General features: G+C 63.8%; 12 protein-coding genes and 2 pseudogenes. 11 read left to right on the forward strand and 3 right to left on the reverse strand.

Going from position 1 to position 15,652, the window contains the following annotated elements:
• Positions 1-192: 192 nt before the first annotated feature.
• The 6 genes from argC to yacG all read left to right on the forward strand — a co-directional run bounded on the left by argC (position 193) and on the right by yacG (position 3,923).
• Positions 193-1,149 carry an N-acetyl-gamma-glutamyl-phosphate reductase gene (gene argC, locus IOC82_RS11395; RefSeq protein WP_290546316.1) on the forward strand — a complete coding sequence of 319 codons (957 nt, stop codon included), beginning with the start codon at positions 193-195 and terminating at the stop codon, positions 1,147-1,149.
• Between the two features lie 10 nt (positions 1,150-1,159).
• The gene (gene leuD, locus IOC82_RS11400; protein ID WP_290546317.1) at positions 1,160-1,765 is read left to right on the forward strand and encodes a 3-isopropylmalate dehydratase small subunit; all 606 of its coding nucleotides are present in this window, start codon (positions 1,160-1,162) and stop codon (positions 1,763-1,765) included.
• A 68-nt stretch (positions 1,766-1,833) separates the two neighbouring features.
• Positions 1,834-2,781, forward strand: a complete 948-nt coding sequence (locus tag IOC82_RS11405; RefSeq protein ID WP_290546318.1) for an AEC family transporter — start codon at positions 1,834-1,836, stop codon at positions 2,779-2,781.
• Between the two features lie 75 nt (positions 2,782-2,856).
• On the forward strand, positions 2,857-3,075 hold the full coding sequence (infA, locus tag IOC82_RS11410) for a translation initiation factor IF-1 (protein ID WP_111197504.1): 219 nt from the start codon (positions 2,857-2,859) through the stop codon (positions 3,073-3,075).
• A gap of 43 nt (positions 3,076-3,118) precedes the next feature.
• Positions 3,119-3,733 carry a Maf family nucleotide pyrophosphatase gene (locus IOC82_RS11415; protein WP_290546319.1) on the forward strand — a complete coding sequence of 205 codons (615 nt, stop codon included), beginning with the start codon at positions 3,119-3,121 and terminating at the stop codon, positions 3,731-3,733.
• 1 nt (position 3,734) lies between these two features.
• Positions 3,735-3,923 carry a DNA gyrase inhibitor YacG gene (yacG, locus tag IOC82_RS11420; protein WP_290546320.1) on the forward strand — a complete coding sequence of 63 codons (189 nt, stop codon included), beginning with the start codon at positions 3,735-3,737 and terminating at the stop codon, positions 3,921-3,923.
• Here yacG and IOC82_RS11425 read toward each other — a convergent pair.
• Both IOC82_RS11425 and IOC82_RS11430 read right to left on the reverse strand, forming a co-directional pair.
• Positions 3,866-6,958 carry an efflux RND transporter permease subunit gene (locus IOC82_RS11425; RefSeq protein ID WP_290546321.1) on the reverse strand — a complete coding sequence of 1,031 codons (3,093 nt, stop codon included), beginning with the start codon at positions 6,956-6,958 and terminating at the stop codon, positions 3,866-3,868. The genes yacG and IOC82_RS11425 overlap by 58 nt on opposite strands.
• A gap of 5 nt (positions 6,959-6,963) precedes the next feature.
• Positions 6,964-8,091: an efflux RND transporter periplasmic adaptor subunit gene (locus IOC82_RS11430; protein ID WP_290546361.1), complete on the reverse strand. Its 1,128-nt coding sequence runs from the start codon at positions 8,089-8,091 to the stop codon at positions 6,964-6,966.
• 184 nt (positions 8,092-8,275) lie between these two features.
• Between IOC82_RS11430 and IOC82_RS11435 the strand changes: the two are divergent.
• The 3 genes and pseudogenes from IOC82_RS11435 to IOC82_RS11440 form a co-directional block, all read left to right on the forward strand.
• A pseudogene (locus IOC82_RS11435) lies at positions 8,276-9,082 on the forward strand (zinc-binding dehydrogenase); the annotation flags it as partial.
• Positions 9,080-9,298 (forward strand): annotated as a pseudogene (locus IOC82_RS17175) (S-formylglutathione hydrolase); the annotation flags it as partial. The pseudogenes IOC82_RS11435 and IOC82_RS17175, both read left to right, overlap by 3 nt.
• A 321-nt stretch (positions 9,299-9,619) precedes the next feature.
• The gene (locus tag IOC82_RS11440; protein WP_290546322.1) at positions 9,620-10,633 is read left to right on the forward strand and encodes a LacI family DNA-binding transcriptional regulator; all 1,014 of its coding nucleotides are present in this window, start codon (positions 9,620-9,622) and stop codon (positions 10,631-10,633) included.
• 6 nt (positions 10,634-10,639) lie between these two features.
• On the opposite strand, the gene IOC82_RS11445 is transcribed toward IOC82_RS11440, so the two are convergent.
• A complete protein-coding gene (locus IOC82_RS11445) occupies positions 10,640-12,118 on the reverse strand; it encodes a leucyl aminopeptidase (protein WP_290546323.1) in 1,479 nt (492 codons plus the stop codon).
• Positions 12,119-12,391: 273 nt separating this feature from the next.
• On the opposite strand from IOC82_RS11445, the gene lptD reads away from it, so the two are divergent.
• Complete coding sequence (gene lptD / locus IOC82_RS11450) at positions 12,392-14,650, forward strand: LPS assembly protein LptD (protein WP_290546324.1); 2,259 nt, start codon at positions 12,392-12,394, stop codon at positions 14,648-14,650.
• The gene (locus tag IOC82_RS11455; RefSeq protein ID WP_290546325.1) at positions 14,650-15,645 is read left to right on the forward strand and encodes a SurA N-terminal domain-containing protein; all 996 of its coding nucleotides are present in this window, start codon (positions 14,650-14,652) and stop codon (positions 15,643-15,645) included. Before lptD ends, IOC82_RS11455 begins: the two co-directional genes overlap by 1 nt.
• Positions 15,646-15,652 lie beyond the last annotated feature (7 nt).

A 15,652-nucleotide genomic window follows, 5' to 3' on the forward strand; every position in this document is an offset into this window, starting at 1 on the left:
CGGCCAAAAACGCTCATGAACTTCATCATTCGCACAACCCTTCGGGCTTCCGTCCGGCTCATGCTGACCCCCAAAAAAGGGCCAGCCTACCGGACAGATCGTGTGCTACTTAAACCGGTCATATCGTGTGCTACCGACACGAATGGCCACCCATGTTGCAGCCCCTGCCCATCCCCTCTATACGAGCGCGTCATGACCAGCATTTTCATCGATGGCGAGGCCGGCACAACCGGGCTGCAAATCCGCGAGCGGTTGCAGACCCGCTCCGACGTCACGCTCGTGTCCATCGAGCCGGACCGCCGCAAGGATGCGGAGGCCCGGCGCGAGCTGCTGAATTCCGCCGACATCGCCATCCTCTGCCTGCCGGACGACGCGGCGAAGGAGGCGGTTGCGATGATCGACCCGGCATCGCGGACCCGCGTCATCGACGCCTCGACCGCCTTCCGCGTGGCCGACGGCTGGGCCTATGGCATGCCGGAAATTTCCGCCCTGCACCGCCAGAAGATCGCGGGCGCCACGCGCGTCTCCAACCCCGGCTGCTATCCGCAGGGGCTGATCGCGCTGGTGCGGCCCCTCGTCAACGCCGGCATCATGTCGGCCGATTATCCCGTCACCTACAACGCCGTCTCGGGCTATTCCGGCGGCGGCAAGAAGATGATCGAGGATTATGAGGCGAAGGGCGCTGACGCGTTCCCCTATTACCCTTACAGCCTTGGCTTTTCGCACAAGCACCTGCCTGAGATGCAGGTCTATTGCGAGATCGCGCACGCCCCGATCTTCCAGCCGGCCGTGGGCAACTATGCGCAAGGGATGATGGGCTGCGTACCGGTCTTCTCCGAGCTGCTGCTCAAAAAGGTGACAGGCCAGGACATCCGCGACTGCCTGTCGCTTGCCTATGCCAACCAGCCTTTCATCACGGTCGCCCCCTTCGAGCCGATCGAGCGTGCGCCGCACATCAACCCGGAAGCGCTGAACAACACCAACCGCATGCGCCTCCATGTCTTCGCCAATGATGCGCGCGGGCACGTGCTGCTGATGGCCATCTACGACAATCTGGGCAAGGGCGCTTCTGGCGCCGCCGTGCAGAATCTCAACATCATGATCGGCGCGGAGGAAACCCTCGGCACCGATCTCCTTGAAGACGCCTGAGGACAAGTCCATGCAGAAGTTCGAAACGCTCACCGGTGTTGCCGCGCCCCTCAACATCGTCAACATCGACACCGACATGATCATCCCGAAGCAGTTCCTGAAGACGATCAAGCGCACGGGGCTCGGCAAATCGCTGTTCTTCGAAATGCGCTACACCCAGGACGGCAACGAACTCCCCGAGTTTGTGCTCAACCAGCCGGCCTATCGCAAGGCCGAGATCCTGGTGGCGGGCGATAATTTCGGCTGCGGCTCCTCGCGCGAGCATGCGCCCTGGGCGCTCTTGGACTTCGGCATCCGCTGCGTGATCTCAACGTCCTTCGCCGACATTTTCTACAACAACTGCTTCAAGAACGGCATCCTGCCGATCAAGGTCTCGCCGGAAGACCTGAAGAAGCTGATGGACGATGCCGGGCGCGGCGCCAACGCCACCATGACCATCGATCTCCCCAACCAGGAAATCCGCGGTCCCGATGGCGGCACCATCACCTTCGATATCGACCCCTTCCGCAAGCACTGCCTGCTGAACGGGCTCGACGATATCGGCTTGAGCCTCGAGAAGGCCTCCTCCATCGACGCCTTCGAGAAGAAGCAGGCGGCGAGCCAGCCCTGGCTGTGATGCGCGTCTTCCTTACGTCTTCTCCTGCTCCTTCAGCGGGAGAAGACACCGGCGGCTCGGGGCGCTAAGTGGACTCGATCCTCAACACCGTCCTGCCGGTCTTCGGCATGATCGTGCTGGGCTATGGCCTGACCAAGGCGCGGGTCTTCGATGCCGCCGCGGGTCGTGGCCTGTCGCTCTTCGTCTTCAACCTCGCCATTCCCGCACTGCTGTTCAAGACGGTGGCCACCATGGGCGCGCAGCAGGGGGCGCCGTGGCAATTGTGGATCGCCTTCTTCGGTGGCCTCGGCATCACCTGGGTCACGACAGCGCTGGTGTCACGCGTGGTGCCATCGCTCAACGTCTCGGGCGGTGCAGCGGCCTCCATGGCGGCGGGCTTCGGCAACCTCGCACTCCTCGGCACGCCGCTGGCGCTCTCCCACTTCGGCCAGCAGGTGGCGATACCGCTCGGCATGATCCTGTCGATCCATGCGCCCATCCTGTGGTTCACCGCCATGCTGCACCGGGCGCTGTTCCAGACCACCGGCGGCTTCTCGATCGGCAAGACAGCGTGGGAGCTGTTCCGGCACCTCGCCACGAACGCGATCGTGCTCGGGCTGCTTGCCGGCACGCTGTGGCGGCTTGCCGGCTGGGGCCTGCACCCGGTGTTCGGCACCATGCTCGGCATGCTGGCGGATGCCTCCGTTCCAACCGCTCTCTTCGCGCTGGGCGTCTCGCTGGCGGGCTATTCGCTCCGGGGCTCGTGGAGCGGCATGTTCACGCTGATTGGCCTCAAGATGGTGCTGATGCCTTTTCTGGTGTTCATTCTCGTGCATTACGCGGTGTCGATCCCGCCGCTCTGGGGCCATGTGGCGATCCTGTTTGCCGCCATGCCGACGGGGGCCAATGCCTTCCTGTTCTCGCAGCGGAACAATGAGGCGACCGCCGCGGTTTCGGGCGCCATTGCGCTGGGGACGGCACTGGCGGCCCTCTCCGCCTCGATCCTGCTCTATCTGATGGATGGCGGCGTGATCTAGGCCCGTCAGGCTTGATTTTACGGGTGAACAGGTCCATTTTCCGCGCAATTTTCAGAACCCCCTCCAAGGAGCCACATGGCCAAGGAAGAACTGCTCGAATTCGAAGGTACCGTGACCGAACTTCTGCCCAACGCAACCTTCCGCGTGAAGCTCGACAACAATCACGAGATCATCGCCCACACCGCCGGCAAGATGCGCAAGAACCGCATCCGCGTGCTGGCCGGCGACCGCGTGATGGTCGAAATGACGCCCTATGACCTGACGAAGGGCCGCATCAATTACCGCTTCAAGTAAAGCCAAGGGCGCGCGGGCCCCGACGACGGCAAGCGTCAAGCTGGTGCTGGCCAGCGCCTCGCCGCGCCGGCTGCAATTGCTCGAGCGCGCCGGGCTGACGCCCGACCTCCTCAACCCCACCGACATTGACGAAATCCCGCACCGGCGCGAAACGCCGCGTGCTCTCTCCATCCGGCTCGCGAAAGAGAAGGCCCAGCGCGCGCTGGAAATGCCGCTGGTGGAGGAACTGGGGCCCAATGCCTATGTGCTGGCGGCGGATACTGTTGTGGGCCTCGGCCGCCGCATCCTGCCCAAGGCCGAGACGGTGGACGAGGCGCTGGACTGCCTGTCGCTCCTCTCCGGCCGCTCGCACTGGGTTTATTCCACCGTGTGCCTGATCGCGCCGGGAAAGCGCATGTCCACCCGCTGTGTGGAAACCAAGCTGCGCTTCAAGCGCCTGTCGCGCGAGGACATGGGCAGCTACATCGCGTCGGACGAATGGCGCGGCAAGGCGGGGGGCTATGCCATCCAGGGCCGGGCCGAGGTCTTCGTGCGCCTCCTCACCGGATCCTACTCGGGCGTGATCGGCCTGCCGCTCTACGAGACGGTGCATCTGCTCGAAGGGGCGGGCTATCCCGTATTCCAAAGCTGGATGTCGGCGCCGCAGTCGGAGGTCTGAGATGACCGAGCCAGTCCGGCTCCGCCCCCGCCGCCCCTGCCCGATCTGCAAGAAGCCCTCGCAGCGGAAATATCATCCGTTCTGCTCGGCACGCTGCGCGCAGGTGGATTTGAACCGCTGGCTCGGCGGCAACTATGCAATCCCGGCGGAAGAGGACGAGCCGGGCGGGGACGGGAGCCGCGAGGGCTGAACGTTCTCCTTCTTCGGCCGCCAGCCCATCACTGCATAGACACACGGCACCACAAAGAGTGTCAGCAGCGTGCCGAGGCTCATGCCGCCGACGATCACCCAGCCGATCTGCTGGCGGCTTTCCGCACCGGCTCCTGTTGCGATCGCCAGCGGAACCGCGCCGAGGATCATCGCCGCCGTGGTCATCAGGATCGGCCTGAGCCGCAGCTGCGCTGCTTCGATGATGGCCGCGCGCCGCTCGAGCCCCCCGAGCTGCAGCTTGTTGGCGAAGTCGACGATCAGGATGCCGTGCTTGGTGATGAGGCCGATGAGCGTCACCAACCCGATCTGCGAATAGACGTTCAGCGTGCCGCCCGTCAGGTACAGCGCACCGAGGGCGCCCGTCATCGACAGCGGCACCGACACCATGATCATGAGGGGATCGCGGAAACTCTCGAACTGTGCGGACAGCACAAGATAGATGAAGGCCAGCGCGAGAGCGAAGACGAGGAACAGGTTGGAGCTCGCATCGCGGTATTCGCGCGCCTGGCCAGTGAGATCGGTGAGGGTTCCCGGCGGCAGTACCTCAGACGCCGCCTGCTGCACGTCTTTGATCGCCTCGCCCAGCGTATAGCCGGGCGCGAGATTGGCCTGAATGGTGATGCCGCGCAGCTGGTTGAAGCGGCGCAGGTCGCGCGGCGAAACGCCGGCCTTGGCGGTAACGATGTTGGAGAGCTGCACCATCTCGCCGTTCTTGCCCTTGACGAAGATGTTGGCCAGCGTCTCCGGCGAGGTGCGTCCTGCGGCGGGCAGCGCAACGGTGACGTCATATTGCTGCGAGCCGATCTGGAAGGTTGTCACGTTGCGCCCGCCCAGCAGTGTCTCAAGCGTGCGGCCGATCACCGAGATATCGAGGCCTAAGTCGGCGACACGGTTGCGGTCGATCTGGACGTCGACCTCGGGCTTGTTGAGCCGCATGTCGGTGTCGAGGTCGGTGAGGCCTGGATTGTCCTTCAGCTTCTCCACCAGCTTCTGCGCCAGCGCATTCAGCTCCTCATAGGAGGCCGAGGACTGGATCACGAACTGCAAGGGCTTGCCGAAGCCCCTCACGCCGAGCGAGGCCGGGTTGGTGGCGAAGGCCTGCACGCCAGCGATCTTGCGCAGCTTGGGCGACAATTGCTGAACCACCTGCTGCTGCTTCACGTCGCGCTCCGACCAGTCCTTCAGCCGCGCGAAGGACAGGAACTGCGTGACGTCGCCCGAACCCACGATCATCAGATAGGACTGCAGCTCCGGCGCCTGTGCCAGCAACGCCTCGGCTTGTGTGGCATAGCGGCTAGTATAGCCGAAGCTCGCCCCCTCCGGGGCGCTGGCGTTAATGATGATGGTGCCGCGGTCTTCCGTCGGCGAGAGCTCCGACTTCATCTGGGTGAACAGCCAGCCGCCGGCAGCCCCCACACCCAGCGCCAGCAGCAGCACCGGCCAGCGGATGCGGAGCGCCCCGGACAGCAAGCCGCCATAGCCGCGCTCAAGCCCGCCGAGGAGGCCCTCGATCATGCGGACGAAGACGTTGGTGCGCTCCGAACGCTTCAGCAGCTTCGAGCACATCATGGGCGTCAGCGTGAGGGCCACGAAACCCGAGACGATGACAGCACCTGCCAGCGTCACCGCGAATTCGAGGAACAAGCGCCCGGTGCGCCCCGGCGTGAAGGCGATGGGCGCATAGACGGCGGCCAGCGTCAGCGTCATGGCGATCACCGCGAAGCCGATCTCGCGCGAGCCCTTGATGGCGGCCTCGAAGGGCTTCATGCCCTGCTCGATGTGGCGGTAGATGTTTTCCAGCACCACGATGGCGTCGTCGACCACGAGGCCTATGGCCAGCACCATGGCGAGCAGCGTCAGCGTGTTCACGGTGAGCCCCGTCGCATACATGATGGCGAAGGTGGCGATAAGCGACACCGGAATGGTCACGATGGGAATCACCGCCGCGCGGAAGGAATGGAGGAAGAGGAGGATGATCACCAGCACGAGGACAATGGCCTCGAGGATGGTCTTGAACACGTTCTGTATGGAGCGGTCGATGAACACAGTCGAATCGAAGCCGACCGAGATCGACGTGCCCGTGGGCAGCTCCCCGTTGAGCCGCGGCAGCAGTGCCTTCACCTCGCGCGCCACGTCGAGAGGATTGGCCACCGCCGTCTTGACGATGCCGATGGAAATTGCGGTGACACCATTGAAACGGCTCTCGCGCCGTACATCTGCCGTGCCGAGTTCGACGCGCGCCACGTCGCCGAGCCGCACCTGCAGCCCGCCGCCTTCCTTCAGCACGATATTGGCGAATTCCTCCGCCGTGCCAAGCCCGGTCTTGGACAGCACGGTGAATTCGCGGTCGGTGCTCTCGATGCGGCCTGCCGGGATTTCGGCATTCTGGTTGCGGATGGCGCTCTCGACATCCTGCACGGTGAGGCCCTGGCCGGCGAGCCGCGCGGGGTCGATCCACACCCGCATGGCATAGGTGCGCGCCCCGTTGATCGAGGCATCGGCCACGCCGTCGAGGTTCTTGAAGCGGTTCACGATGTTGCGGTCGGCATAATCGGTCAAGGCCGCCGCATCCATCGAGTCTGACTGCATGACCAGATAGATGATCGGCTGCGCGTCCGCCTCGACCTTGGAGATGTTGGGCTCTGTGATCTCGTCCGGCAGCTGGCGCCTGACACGGCTCACGCGGTCACGCACGTCAGAGGTGGCGGCATCGATGTTGACGCTGGAGCGGAAGGTGACGGTGATGCGGCTCTGCTCGGCGCGCGAGGTCGATTCCAGCGTGTCGATGCCCTCGATGCCGGCGAGCGAGCCTTCGAGGATCTGCGTCACCTGCGATTCGATCACTTCGGCCGAAGCGCCAGGATAATCGGTTTGCACCGAGACCTGCGGCTGGTCGATGTTCGGGTACTCGCGCACCGTGAGGCGCGAGAAAGACATGAGGCCGGCCAGCAACAGCAGGAGGCTGAGCACGGTGGCGAAGACGGGCCGCCGGATGCAGAGTTCGGCGAAACCCATCGGCCCTACCCGGCCGCCGCGGCGGAGGAGACGACCTCGACCTTGGCGCCGTTGGAGAGCTGGGCATTACCGGCGGTCACAACCGTGTCGCCCTCCTTGATGCCTTCAACGATCTCGACCTTGCCCTCGAGGCGCTTGCCGAGCTTCACCTTCACTTCCGAGACCTTGCCGTCAGCGACCGTATAGACAATCGCGCCGCCGGCGCGCTGTACGATGGCGGATTCAGGAACCAGCACCGCATCGCGCTCCGGTCCCTTTACGGTGACGCGCACGAGCAGGCCCGGGCGCAGCCTGCGGGCGCTGTTATCGAATTGGGCGCGTACCTGCAGCGCACGGCCGTTCACGTCGATGGCCGGGTTTAGGGCGGAGATCTCGGCGGTAAAGCTCTGCCCCGGCACGGCATCGGCGGTGAAGGTGACTGTCTTGGCTGCCTGCACCGCTTGCTCTTTGAGCTCAGGAACGGAAAAACTCACCTGCAGCCGGTCTGTCTTGTCGAGCTGCACCAAGGCCGTTCCCGCCGTCACATAAGCACCCTCGGAAACGGTGCGGAAGCCGAGCGTGCCGGAAAAGGGCGCCGGGATCGTCAGCTTGTCAAGCCGCACCTGCGCGGCCACCACCGCGGCGCGGGCCACGTCGCGGGCCGACAGCGCCTCGTCAAAGGCGCTCTGGGCCACGTTGCCGCTCTCACGCAACTTTTTGTTGCGCGTGAAACTCGCCTCGGCAAGCTGCAGCCTTGCCTTGGCCTCGGCGAGATCGGACTGGGAGAGATCGGTATCGAACTGGAACAGTGGGGTGCCCTTCTCCACCGACGCCCCGTCCTTGAACAGAATTTTCGCTACCCGTCCGCTGGTTTCTGGCGCGATGGCGACGCTCTCTTCCGACAGCAGCGTGCCAAGGGTCGCAACGTCATCACTCAATCTTGTGGTGTACGTCTTCGCTGTTTCAACCGCCGCGGGACCACGGGTGGGCTTTCCGCCAGCTTCTTGCGCCATGCTCCCGCCAGCCGCCACAGTGGTTTTCACCGGGCCGTTAAGGCCGGCGAGCGACACAACGTCGATCCCGTGGTACCGCACGCCAAAGACCGCTGCGGTCATAATGGCGATGCCCACCAACAGATAAACTAAGGCTTTCATCAACACACATCCTGTCCCGGGGGCTAAGCCTAAGCCGAAACCCATCCCGCTTCCATATGGGGCTCTGCATGGCTGCGGATTGAGGACGGATGAAGGCATGCCGGTCTGTTGCGTCCCTCTGGCCTTGCGCGCCCGCCCCCGGCATGTGCTTCGGCCAATCGCCTTTCTTGGAAGGAACCCGCTGATGAACATCCGTGCCGCCGTCGCATTCCACGCAGCAAAGCCGCTTGAGATCGTGGAGCTGGACCTCGATGGGCCGAAGCCGGGCGAGGTGCTGGTCAAGATCAAGACAACCGGCGTCTGCCAGGCCGGCGAGGTCACCCTGTCGGGCGCCGGCCCGGAAGGCCTCCTCCCCGCCATGAGTGCCCCTCCGGCCCGACGCGCAAAACCAACCTGTGCACGGCGATCCGCGCAACGCAGCGCCAGGGCGTGATGCCCGGCGGCACCTCACGCTTTTCCTAGAAGGGCCAGAAGGTGCACCACTAAACGGGATGCTCCACCTTCTCTAAGTTCACCGTGCTCCCCGAGATCGCGCTGGCAAAGGTCAATGACCAGGCTCCCTTCGACAAGATCTGCTACATTGGCTGTGGCGTGACCATGGGCGCCGGTGCGGTGCCTCAACACCGCCAATGTCGAGGCTGGCGCCATCGTTTTCGGTCTCGTCGGCATCGGCCTCAACGTCATTCAGAGCCTTAGAATGGCCGGCGCCGGCATGATCATCGACGTCGACATCAACAAGGACTAGAAAGCCTGGGGCGAGCGCCTCGGCATGACGCATTCCGTCAATCCGTCGGACATCTCGGGCGACACCGTAGACCACTTCGTCAACATGACCAAGCGAGGCGCCGACCAGATCGGTGGTGCCGACTACTTCTTCGACTGCGCCGGCAACGTCTGGGTCATGCGCATCGCACTGGAAAGCTGCCATAGCGGCTGGGGCCAGTCGATCATCATAGGCGTCGCCGGTGCAGGCCACGAAATCAACACGCGAGCCTCGGACGCAATAGCACTGATCGAGGGCGGCGCCCGCCCGCTCGAATTGCTGGCCGATCTAGGCGCCGCGGACTTTTTGCTGCGGGAGGGTCTGCGGCCGTGGCTTCTGGAGGCGGCCTGCTCAGCGGCGTCCGCGCCGCTCACGCTCCGCATGCAGGAGGGCTACGACCACTCCTACTTCTTCGTTTCCAGCTTCATGGCTGAGCACATTAGCCTGACATGCGGAACAATTCCCGGTGTGAGGCGCACAACTTCTGCGCGCAGCGAAAGAATAGGTCCTATTATGCGACGTTCCGACGCAGGCGAAACATGGGAGGTGAAAAGCGTGATACAACTTTTAGTAGTGTATTTTAAAGCATTATTTTTCATATAGTTAAGCGTGGAGACCGTGACCGCTAAGCCAACCCGAACTTCCCTTGGGATGGTTCCAGATTTAAAGGTAATATCAGTCCAGTTAACGGACTGTGAATTTTGTCAATTTGAAACGCTTAAGTTGTCATTTACCTTGGCCGAGTAAACCATTTCGGGTTGAATCATGCGACCGACTTTATCCGATGTTGCCAAGCTCGCAGGAGTGTCCGTGGCCACGGCCTCCCGGGCACTGTCCAATCCTGACCTCGTTGCCGATGGCACCCGTCGCGCTGTCCGCGATGCCGCCGCCTCCTGTGGCTATAAGATCAACCTCGTGGCCCGGTCGCTGCGGGTTCAGCGCACCGACACATTGCTGGTGCTGGTCCCCTGCATCGACAACAGCTTCTACCCCGACCTGGTGCGCAGCATTGAGGATACGGCGCTGGCGATGGGCTATGCCATGATCGCCGGCTTCACCCGGAAGCCGGAAAAGCACCGTGAAGCCTATGCCGAACTGCTCAGCGCCGGCCGGGTGGACGGCATGGTGGTGATGGATGGCGGCGCCGGAGTGGATCGTTTGACCGGACCGCAGCCTGACCTTCCCGTGGTGCAGGTCTTCGACCGGATTTACGGCTCTCCCGTGCCGATGGTGCGGGTGGACGAACAGCAGGTGGCGGACGTCGCTGTGCACCAGCTCGCCTCCATGGGCCACCGCCGCATTGCCCACATCGCGGGCGCCGCCGACCAGCACTCGGCGCGCGAACGCCGGGACGGCTACCGCGCCGCCATGGCGAGGCTGGGCCTCCCCGTGGATGACCAGCTGATCGAGACCGGCCACAGCACGCGCGAGGGCGGAGCCGAGGCAATGAGGCAGCTCCTCGAAATGCCGCAAGGCCCCACAGCCGTGTTCTGCGCCACAGACACCATGGCATGCGCCGCCATGGACGTGTGCCGCGACCGCGGCATCCATGTGCCGGGCGACATCTCCTTCATCGGCGCCGATGGCACGGCGGACGGGCTGTTTGCCTTCCCCGCGCTCACCACGGTGGAGGTTCCGCGCGCCGAAGCCGGCACGCGGGCGGTGGAAATGCTCGTCGCGCTGATCCGCGGCCAGACGGTGGCGCCTGACACGGTGCTGCCTGTGGAGCTCAAACTGCGCGGCAGCTGCGCGCCGACACGCACCGCCGTCGCCGCCTGAGGCGCCTCAGCCCTCGTAGAACCTGTTCACCAGCCGGTCCAGCAGACGCACGCCCCAGCCCGGCCCCCAGCTCTGGTTGATGGAGCTGCGCGGGCCGTCCATGGCCGTTCCCGCCACGTCGAGGTGAGCCCAGGGCACGTTGTTCACAAAACGTTGCAGGAACTGCGCCGCGGTGATCGAACCGGCATGACGGCCGCCGGTGTTCTTCACATCGGCCACATCATGGTCGATGATCTTGTCGTATTCGGGCGCCAGCGGCATGCGCCACACCTTCTCGCCCGTGGCATAACCCACCTCGGACAGGCGCTGGGCCAGCTCGTCGCTGTTGGAAAACAGGCCCGCATGTTCCTTGCCCAGCGCCACCAGGATGGCGCCGGTCAGCGTGGCAAGGTCGATCATGAAGCGCGGCTTGAACCGGTCCTGCACGTACCACAGCACGTCGGCGAGCACGAGCCGGCCCTCGGCGTCGGTATTCAGCACCGCAATGGTCTGGCCGGACATGGAGGTGACCACGTCGCCCGGCCGCTGAGCCTTGCCGTCCGGCATGTTCTCGACAAGGCCGATGGCGCCGACCACGTTGACCCTGGCCTTGCGCTTGGCCAGCGCCATCATCAGGCCGGCCACGCAGGCGGCCCCGCCCATGTCGCCCTTCATGTCCTCCATGCCGGCGGCGGGCTTGATCGAAATGCCGCCGGTGTCGAATGTGACACCCTTGCCGATGAAGGCCAGCGGCGCCTCATTGGCCTTTCCGCCCTTCCACTCCATCACCACCATGCGCGCCTCGTGCGCCGAGCCCTGGGCGACGCCGAGCAGTGCGTTCATGCCCAGCTTCTTCATCTGCGCCGGGCTCATAACCGATATCTTGAGGCCGAGCTTGGCGAGCGGCTTCATGCGGCTGGCGAATGCCACCGGGTGAAGGTGATTCGGCGGCTCGTTGACCAGGTCACGCGCCAGGTGCACGCCGTCCGCGACCGCCTCAAGGGGTGCAAAGCGCTGCCTGGCCCCCTTCGCATCCGGGGTGAGTATCGTCACCTCCCGCAGTTCCTTCGCCTCCGGCTTCTTCGACTTGTAGTGGTTGAAGCTGTAGACGCGGAGCTTGATGCCCGAGGCGATCAGGGCCGCCGTCTCACCCGGCGGGAGGCCTCCTGCCGCCAGATCGGCCGCTATCGTCATCACATCGGTCTTGAGCGCCTGCGAAATGCCCGCAGCGGCCCCGCCCAGCAACTCCAGGTCGAGCGGACGCAGCGCCGCGGGCTGGCCGAGGCCAAACAGCACGGCCCGGCTGAAGCTTCCGCCGGGGGCGACGATGTCGAGCGTCGAATCCCGCCGTCCGGTGAATCCGGCGGCCGTCATGGCCCGGCGGATCTGGCCGCCGGTGCGGCGGTCGGCCTCCGCGGCCAGCCCCGAGAGCGCCTGTCCCTCTGTCACAAGCAGGATCAACACGCCGGACTTCGGCAAGCTGGCGGGGGAGAAGCTGATTTTCATGCGATTCCTTCCGGATGGGGCATCCTGTTCTTAGCGGGTTTTCAATAGCTTGGGAATTGCGGGTTTGGAAATTGCGCAACGCAGCCTGCCATCTTACGCAGTGTTAACCATGCGCTGTCACAGTTTCGTGCGCTGGTGGTTTCCCTGTCCGAAGCCCACTCGGGGGGGCTTCCCGTACTTCCTGAAAGCCGTTAATACTCGCTTTGTGACGTGAGTTGTCGGGGTCAGGTGCGAAAACACCGTTTCAACCAGCGCTGTGCACGGGTGCGGGGGATGCATGTCTGCCTCCTCGGACTGATGGCGGCTGGCGGCATCGCACTTTCCGCCGGTTCCAGCCTTGCCGGCATCGACAACCAGCCGGTCTTCGTGGCGCCGGAGGACAAGCCGATCCCCAAGGGCACCCGCGTCGACGTCATTGCCGACACCCTGACGTATGACGACAAGACCAAGATCGCCACCGCCACCGGAACGGTGCAGCTGACCTATGGCCCCTATGTAATGACCGCCACCAAGGTGGTCTACAACATGCAGACCAAGACCTTCTCGGCCAACGGTTCCATCGTCCTGAAGGAGCCGAACGGCAATGTGCTGGAAGCCGATTCCGCAACGCTGAAGGACACCTTCAAGGAGGGCTTCGCCGACCATGTGAGGGCGTTGCTCACCAACAACGTCACCATCACAGCGCAATATGCCCGCCGCTACGCCAACGGCATCACCATCTACGAGCACGCGAGCTACACGGCCTGCAAGACCTGCGTGACGCAGGACGGCACGCCGGTGTGGCAGATCGTGGCGCGCGAGGCCAAGCACGACAGCAAGGGACAAACAATCTACTACAAGGACGCACAACTGAAATTCGGCAATGTTCCGGTGTTCTTCTCGCCCTATTTCGAATACCCCGACCCCACGGTGAAGCGGCGCACCGGCTTGCTGCTGCCGTCGATTCGCTGGGGCGAGTACGGCTTCGGCGTGACCACGCCCTATTTCTGGGCGATCGACCGCAGCACCGACATGACCTTCTCGCCCATGTGGACCACCCGCAACGGCCCCCTGGCCGACCTGCAGTTCCGCAAGGCTCTGGCCGCCGGCGCCGTGAGCTTCGAAGGCTGGGGCATCTACGAATTCTCAAAGCTCGACAACAATGCGCACGATACGCCGTGGCGCGGCGCGGCGCGCGCGCAGTCCGACTTCCGCATCAACGATAAATGGACCTGGGGCTGGGACGGAACCGTGGTCAGCGACAAGCAGTTCATGTCGGACTACGGCATCGATCCGCGCAACATGCTGGCCAGTTACGTGCAGGCCACCGGCCTCGACGACCGCAACTACACCAAGGCCCAGATCATCGGCTGGCGGTCGCTGGTCGACGGCGAAGACCAGGGCAACATGCCCATTGCCACACCCTTCATCACCGGCGACTACGTCCTGCCGGAAGAAGTGCTGGGTGGAGAGTTTTCCTACGGCTTCAACTACTACACGCTGGAGCGCCGCAACGCGATCGACACCATCTCCTACAACCAGAGCAGCTATTCGCCCGGCGCCAACACGCTCAACCTCGACCTTGGCACCAACCAGACCCACATGATGGCCTATGCCGACTGGCAGCGGCAGATGATCTCGCGGCAGGGCGTGCTGGTGACGCCCTTCGCCTCCGTCCGCGGCGACGGTTTCCTGTCGAAGAACGTTCCCACGGCCGAGGATGACAGCACCTCGGACTTTTCCGTTCTGCCAACCGCCGGCATCGACACGCGCATGCCCTTCGTCACCTCGATGGGCGGCTACGAGAGCGTTCTCACTCCCGTGGTGCAGTTCATCGCCTCGCCCTCCGAACCCAACCAGCGCAACAATGGTAATGAGGATGCGATCACCTTCAACTTCGACACCTCGAACCTGTTCCTCAGCGACAAGTTCACCGGCTATGACCGTTGGGAAGGCGGCGTCCGGGCCAATGCGGGCGTCCAGTACACGCTGCTCTCCCCGTCGGGCGGCTTCCTGCGCGCCAGCCTCGGCGAAAGCTTCCACATCGCCGGCGATAACAGCTATCTCGTGGGCTCCGGACTCGACGGCACGTCGTCGGACATGGTCGGCGCCATCGCGCTGCAGTTCAATCCCAACATCTCACTGGGCTATCAGGCCCGCTGGGAGGAGGACTTTTCCCGCGTCAATGTGCAGGAAGCCTCGCTCGGCCTCAATTTCAGCAAGTTCTCGGGGTCTATCAGCTATGCTGATATTTCGAAGGCCGCCAATTACGGCCGGCCTGATAACGAAAAGCAGGTGTGGGGCAACGGCCGCTACTATCTCAGCGATGCCTGGAGCGTCTTCGGGAGCGCCCGTTACGACGTATTCAACGGCAAGCCGATGGGCGAGAGCCTGGGCGTTACCTTCGACTGCGACTGCATGAAGGCGGAACTCGTTTACTCCATGTCCCATACCGACCAGTTTGGCGTCAGCGACAACGGCACCGAATACCGCATAGACCTCAGCGTGGAACTGAGGACGATCGGCACACTGGCAGGCGGGTTCGTGCTCTGATGAACTTGCGCCGGCCCGCTTCCGCCGCGCTTCTGGCGGCTCTTCTCGCCTGTGGCCCCGCCATTCTGTCCGCCCATGCGGCCACAATCATTGCTATCGTCAACGACCGGCCGATCACCGAGATCGACCTCAAGCAGCGCATCGCCCTGCTCGAGATCATGGACGATGTGCCGCGCGGCGGCATGGACGACAAGAAGGCACTGCGCCAACTCATTGACCAGACCGTGAAGATTCAGGAAGCCAAGCGCTACAACCTGCTGCCCAGCGACACCGAACTCAACGACCGAATCAAGGTCCTGGCCAAGAACATGAAGCTCACCGCCGATCAGCTTTATGCCAAGCTGGAGGAAAAAGGCGTGAGCCGGATGGCCTTCATCGAATATGTGAAAGCCGGCATGGGCTTCAACCGCATCATGCAGGGCAAGTACGGCCAGCAGGTCAAGGCGAGCGACGCCGAGGTCGACGCCAAGATGGCGGAGCTGAAGAACAACATCAGCCAGGAAACCGCGAAGATCATGAATGATCCGCGCATGAAGCCAGTCAACGTCTTCACGCTGATGGAAATCGTCCTGCCGGTCGACGGCAATGACCCGATGCTGATGCAGTCGCGCGCTATCGAGGCGGCGCAGGTGATGCAGCGCCTGAAGAGCTGCGACGGCCTGAAGGCGGCCTCGGAGGGCGTCTTTGACGTCAAGAAGGGCAAGACCTTCGAGGCCGATGCAGCCAAGCTGCCGCCGCCGATGAAGGCAGCCCTGGAAAAGGGCGGCGTGGGCCGCGCCATCGGGCCGATGCGCGGCAAGGACGGCATCCAGCTCATCGCGCTGTGCGGCGTGCGAAAGATCACCCCGCCCAAACCCAACTTCGCCGTCCCGACGCGCGAGCAGGTGGAGCGCGTGGTGATCAACGAGAAATACGATAAGCTGGAAGAGCAATATCTCAGCACGGCGCGCGACAAGGTCTATGTCGAGTACCGCGACCAGAGCTACGCCCAGTAGGGTCCGC

Source organism: Aestuariivirga sp. (assembly GCF_020252395.1).
Taxonomy (GTDB): domain Bacteria; phylum Pseudomonadota; class Alphaproteobacteria; order Rhizobiales; family Aestuariivirgaceae; genus Aestuariivirga.

Coding starts and splice junctions, on each gene's coding strand:
- IOC82_RS11455 (WP_290546325.1), top strand. CDS start 14,650: ATGAACTTGCGCCGGCCCGCTTCCGCCGCGCTTCTGGCGGCTCTTCTC.
- yacG (WP_290546320.1), top strand. CDS start 3,735: ATGACCGAGCCAGTCCGGCTCCGCCCCCGCCGCCCCTGCCCGATCTGC.
- lptD (WP_290546324.1), top strand. CDS start 12,392: ATGCATGTCTGCCTCCTCGGACTGATGGCGGCTGGCGGCATCGCACTT.
- IOC82_RS11445 (WP_290546323.1), bottom strand. CDS start 12,118: ATGAAAATCAGCTTCTCCCCCGCCAGCTTGCCGAAGTCCGGCGTGTTG.
- IOC82_RS11430 (WP_290546361.1), bottom strand. CDS start 8,091: ATGAAAGCCTTAGTTTATCTGTTGGTGGGCATCGCCATTATGACCGCA.
- argC (WP_290546316.1), top strand. CDS start 193: ATGACCAGCATTTTCATCGATGGCGAGGCCGGCACAACCGGGCTGCAA.
- IOC82_RS11440 (WP_290546322.1), top strand. CDS start 9,620: ATGCGACCGACTTTATCCGATGTTGCCAAGCTCGCAGGAGTGTCCGTG.
- leuD (WP_290546317.1), top strand. CDS start 1,160: ATGCAGAAGTTCGAAACGCTCACCGGTGTTGCCGCGCCCCTCAACATC.
- IOC82_RS11425 (WP_290546321.1), bottom strand. CDS start 6,958: ATGGGTTTCGCCGAACTCTGCATCCGGCGGCCCGTCTTCGCCACCGTG.
- infA (WP_111197504.1), top strand. CDS start 2,857: ATGGCCAAGGAAGAACTGCTCGAATTCGAAGGTACCGTGACCGAACTT.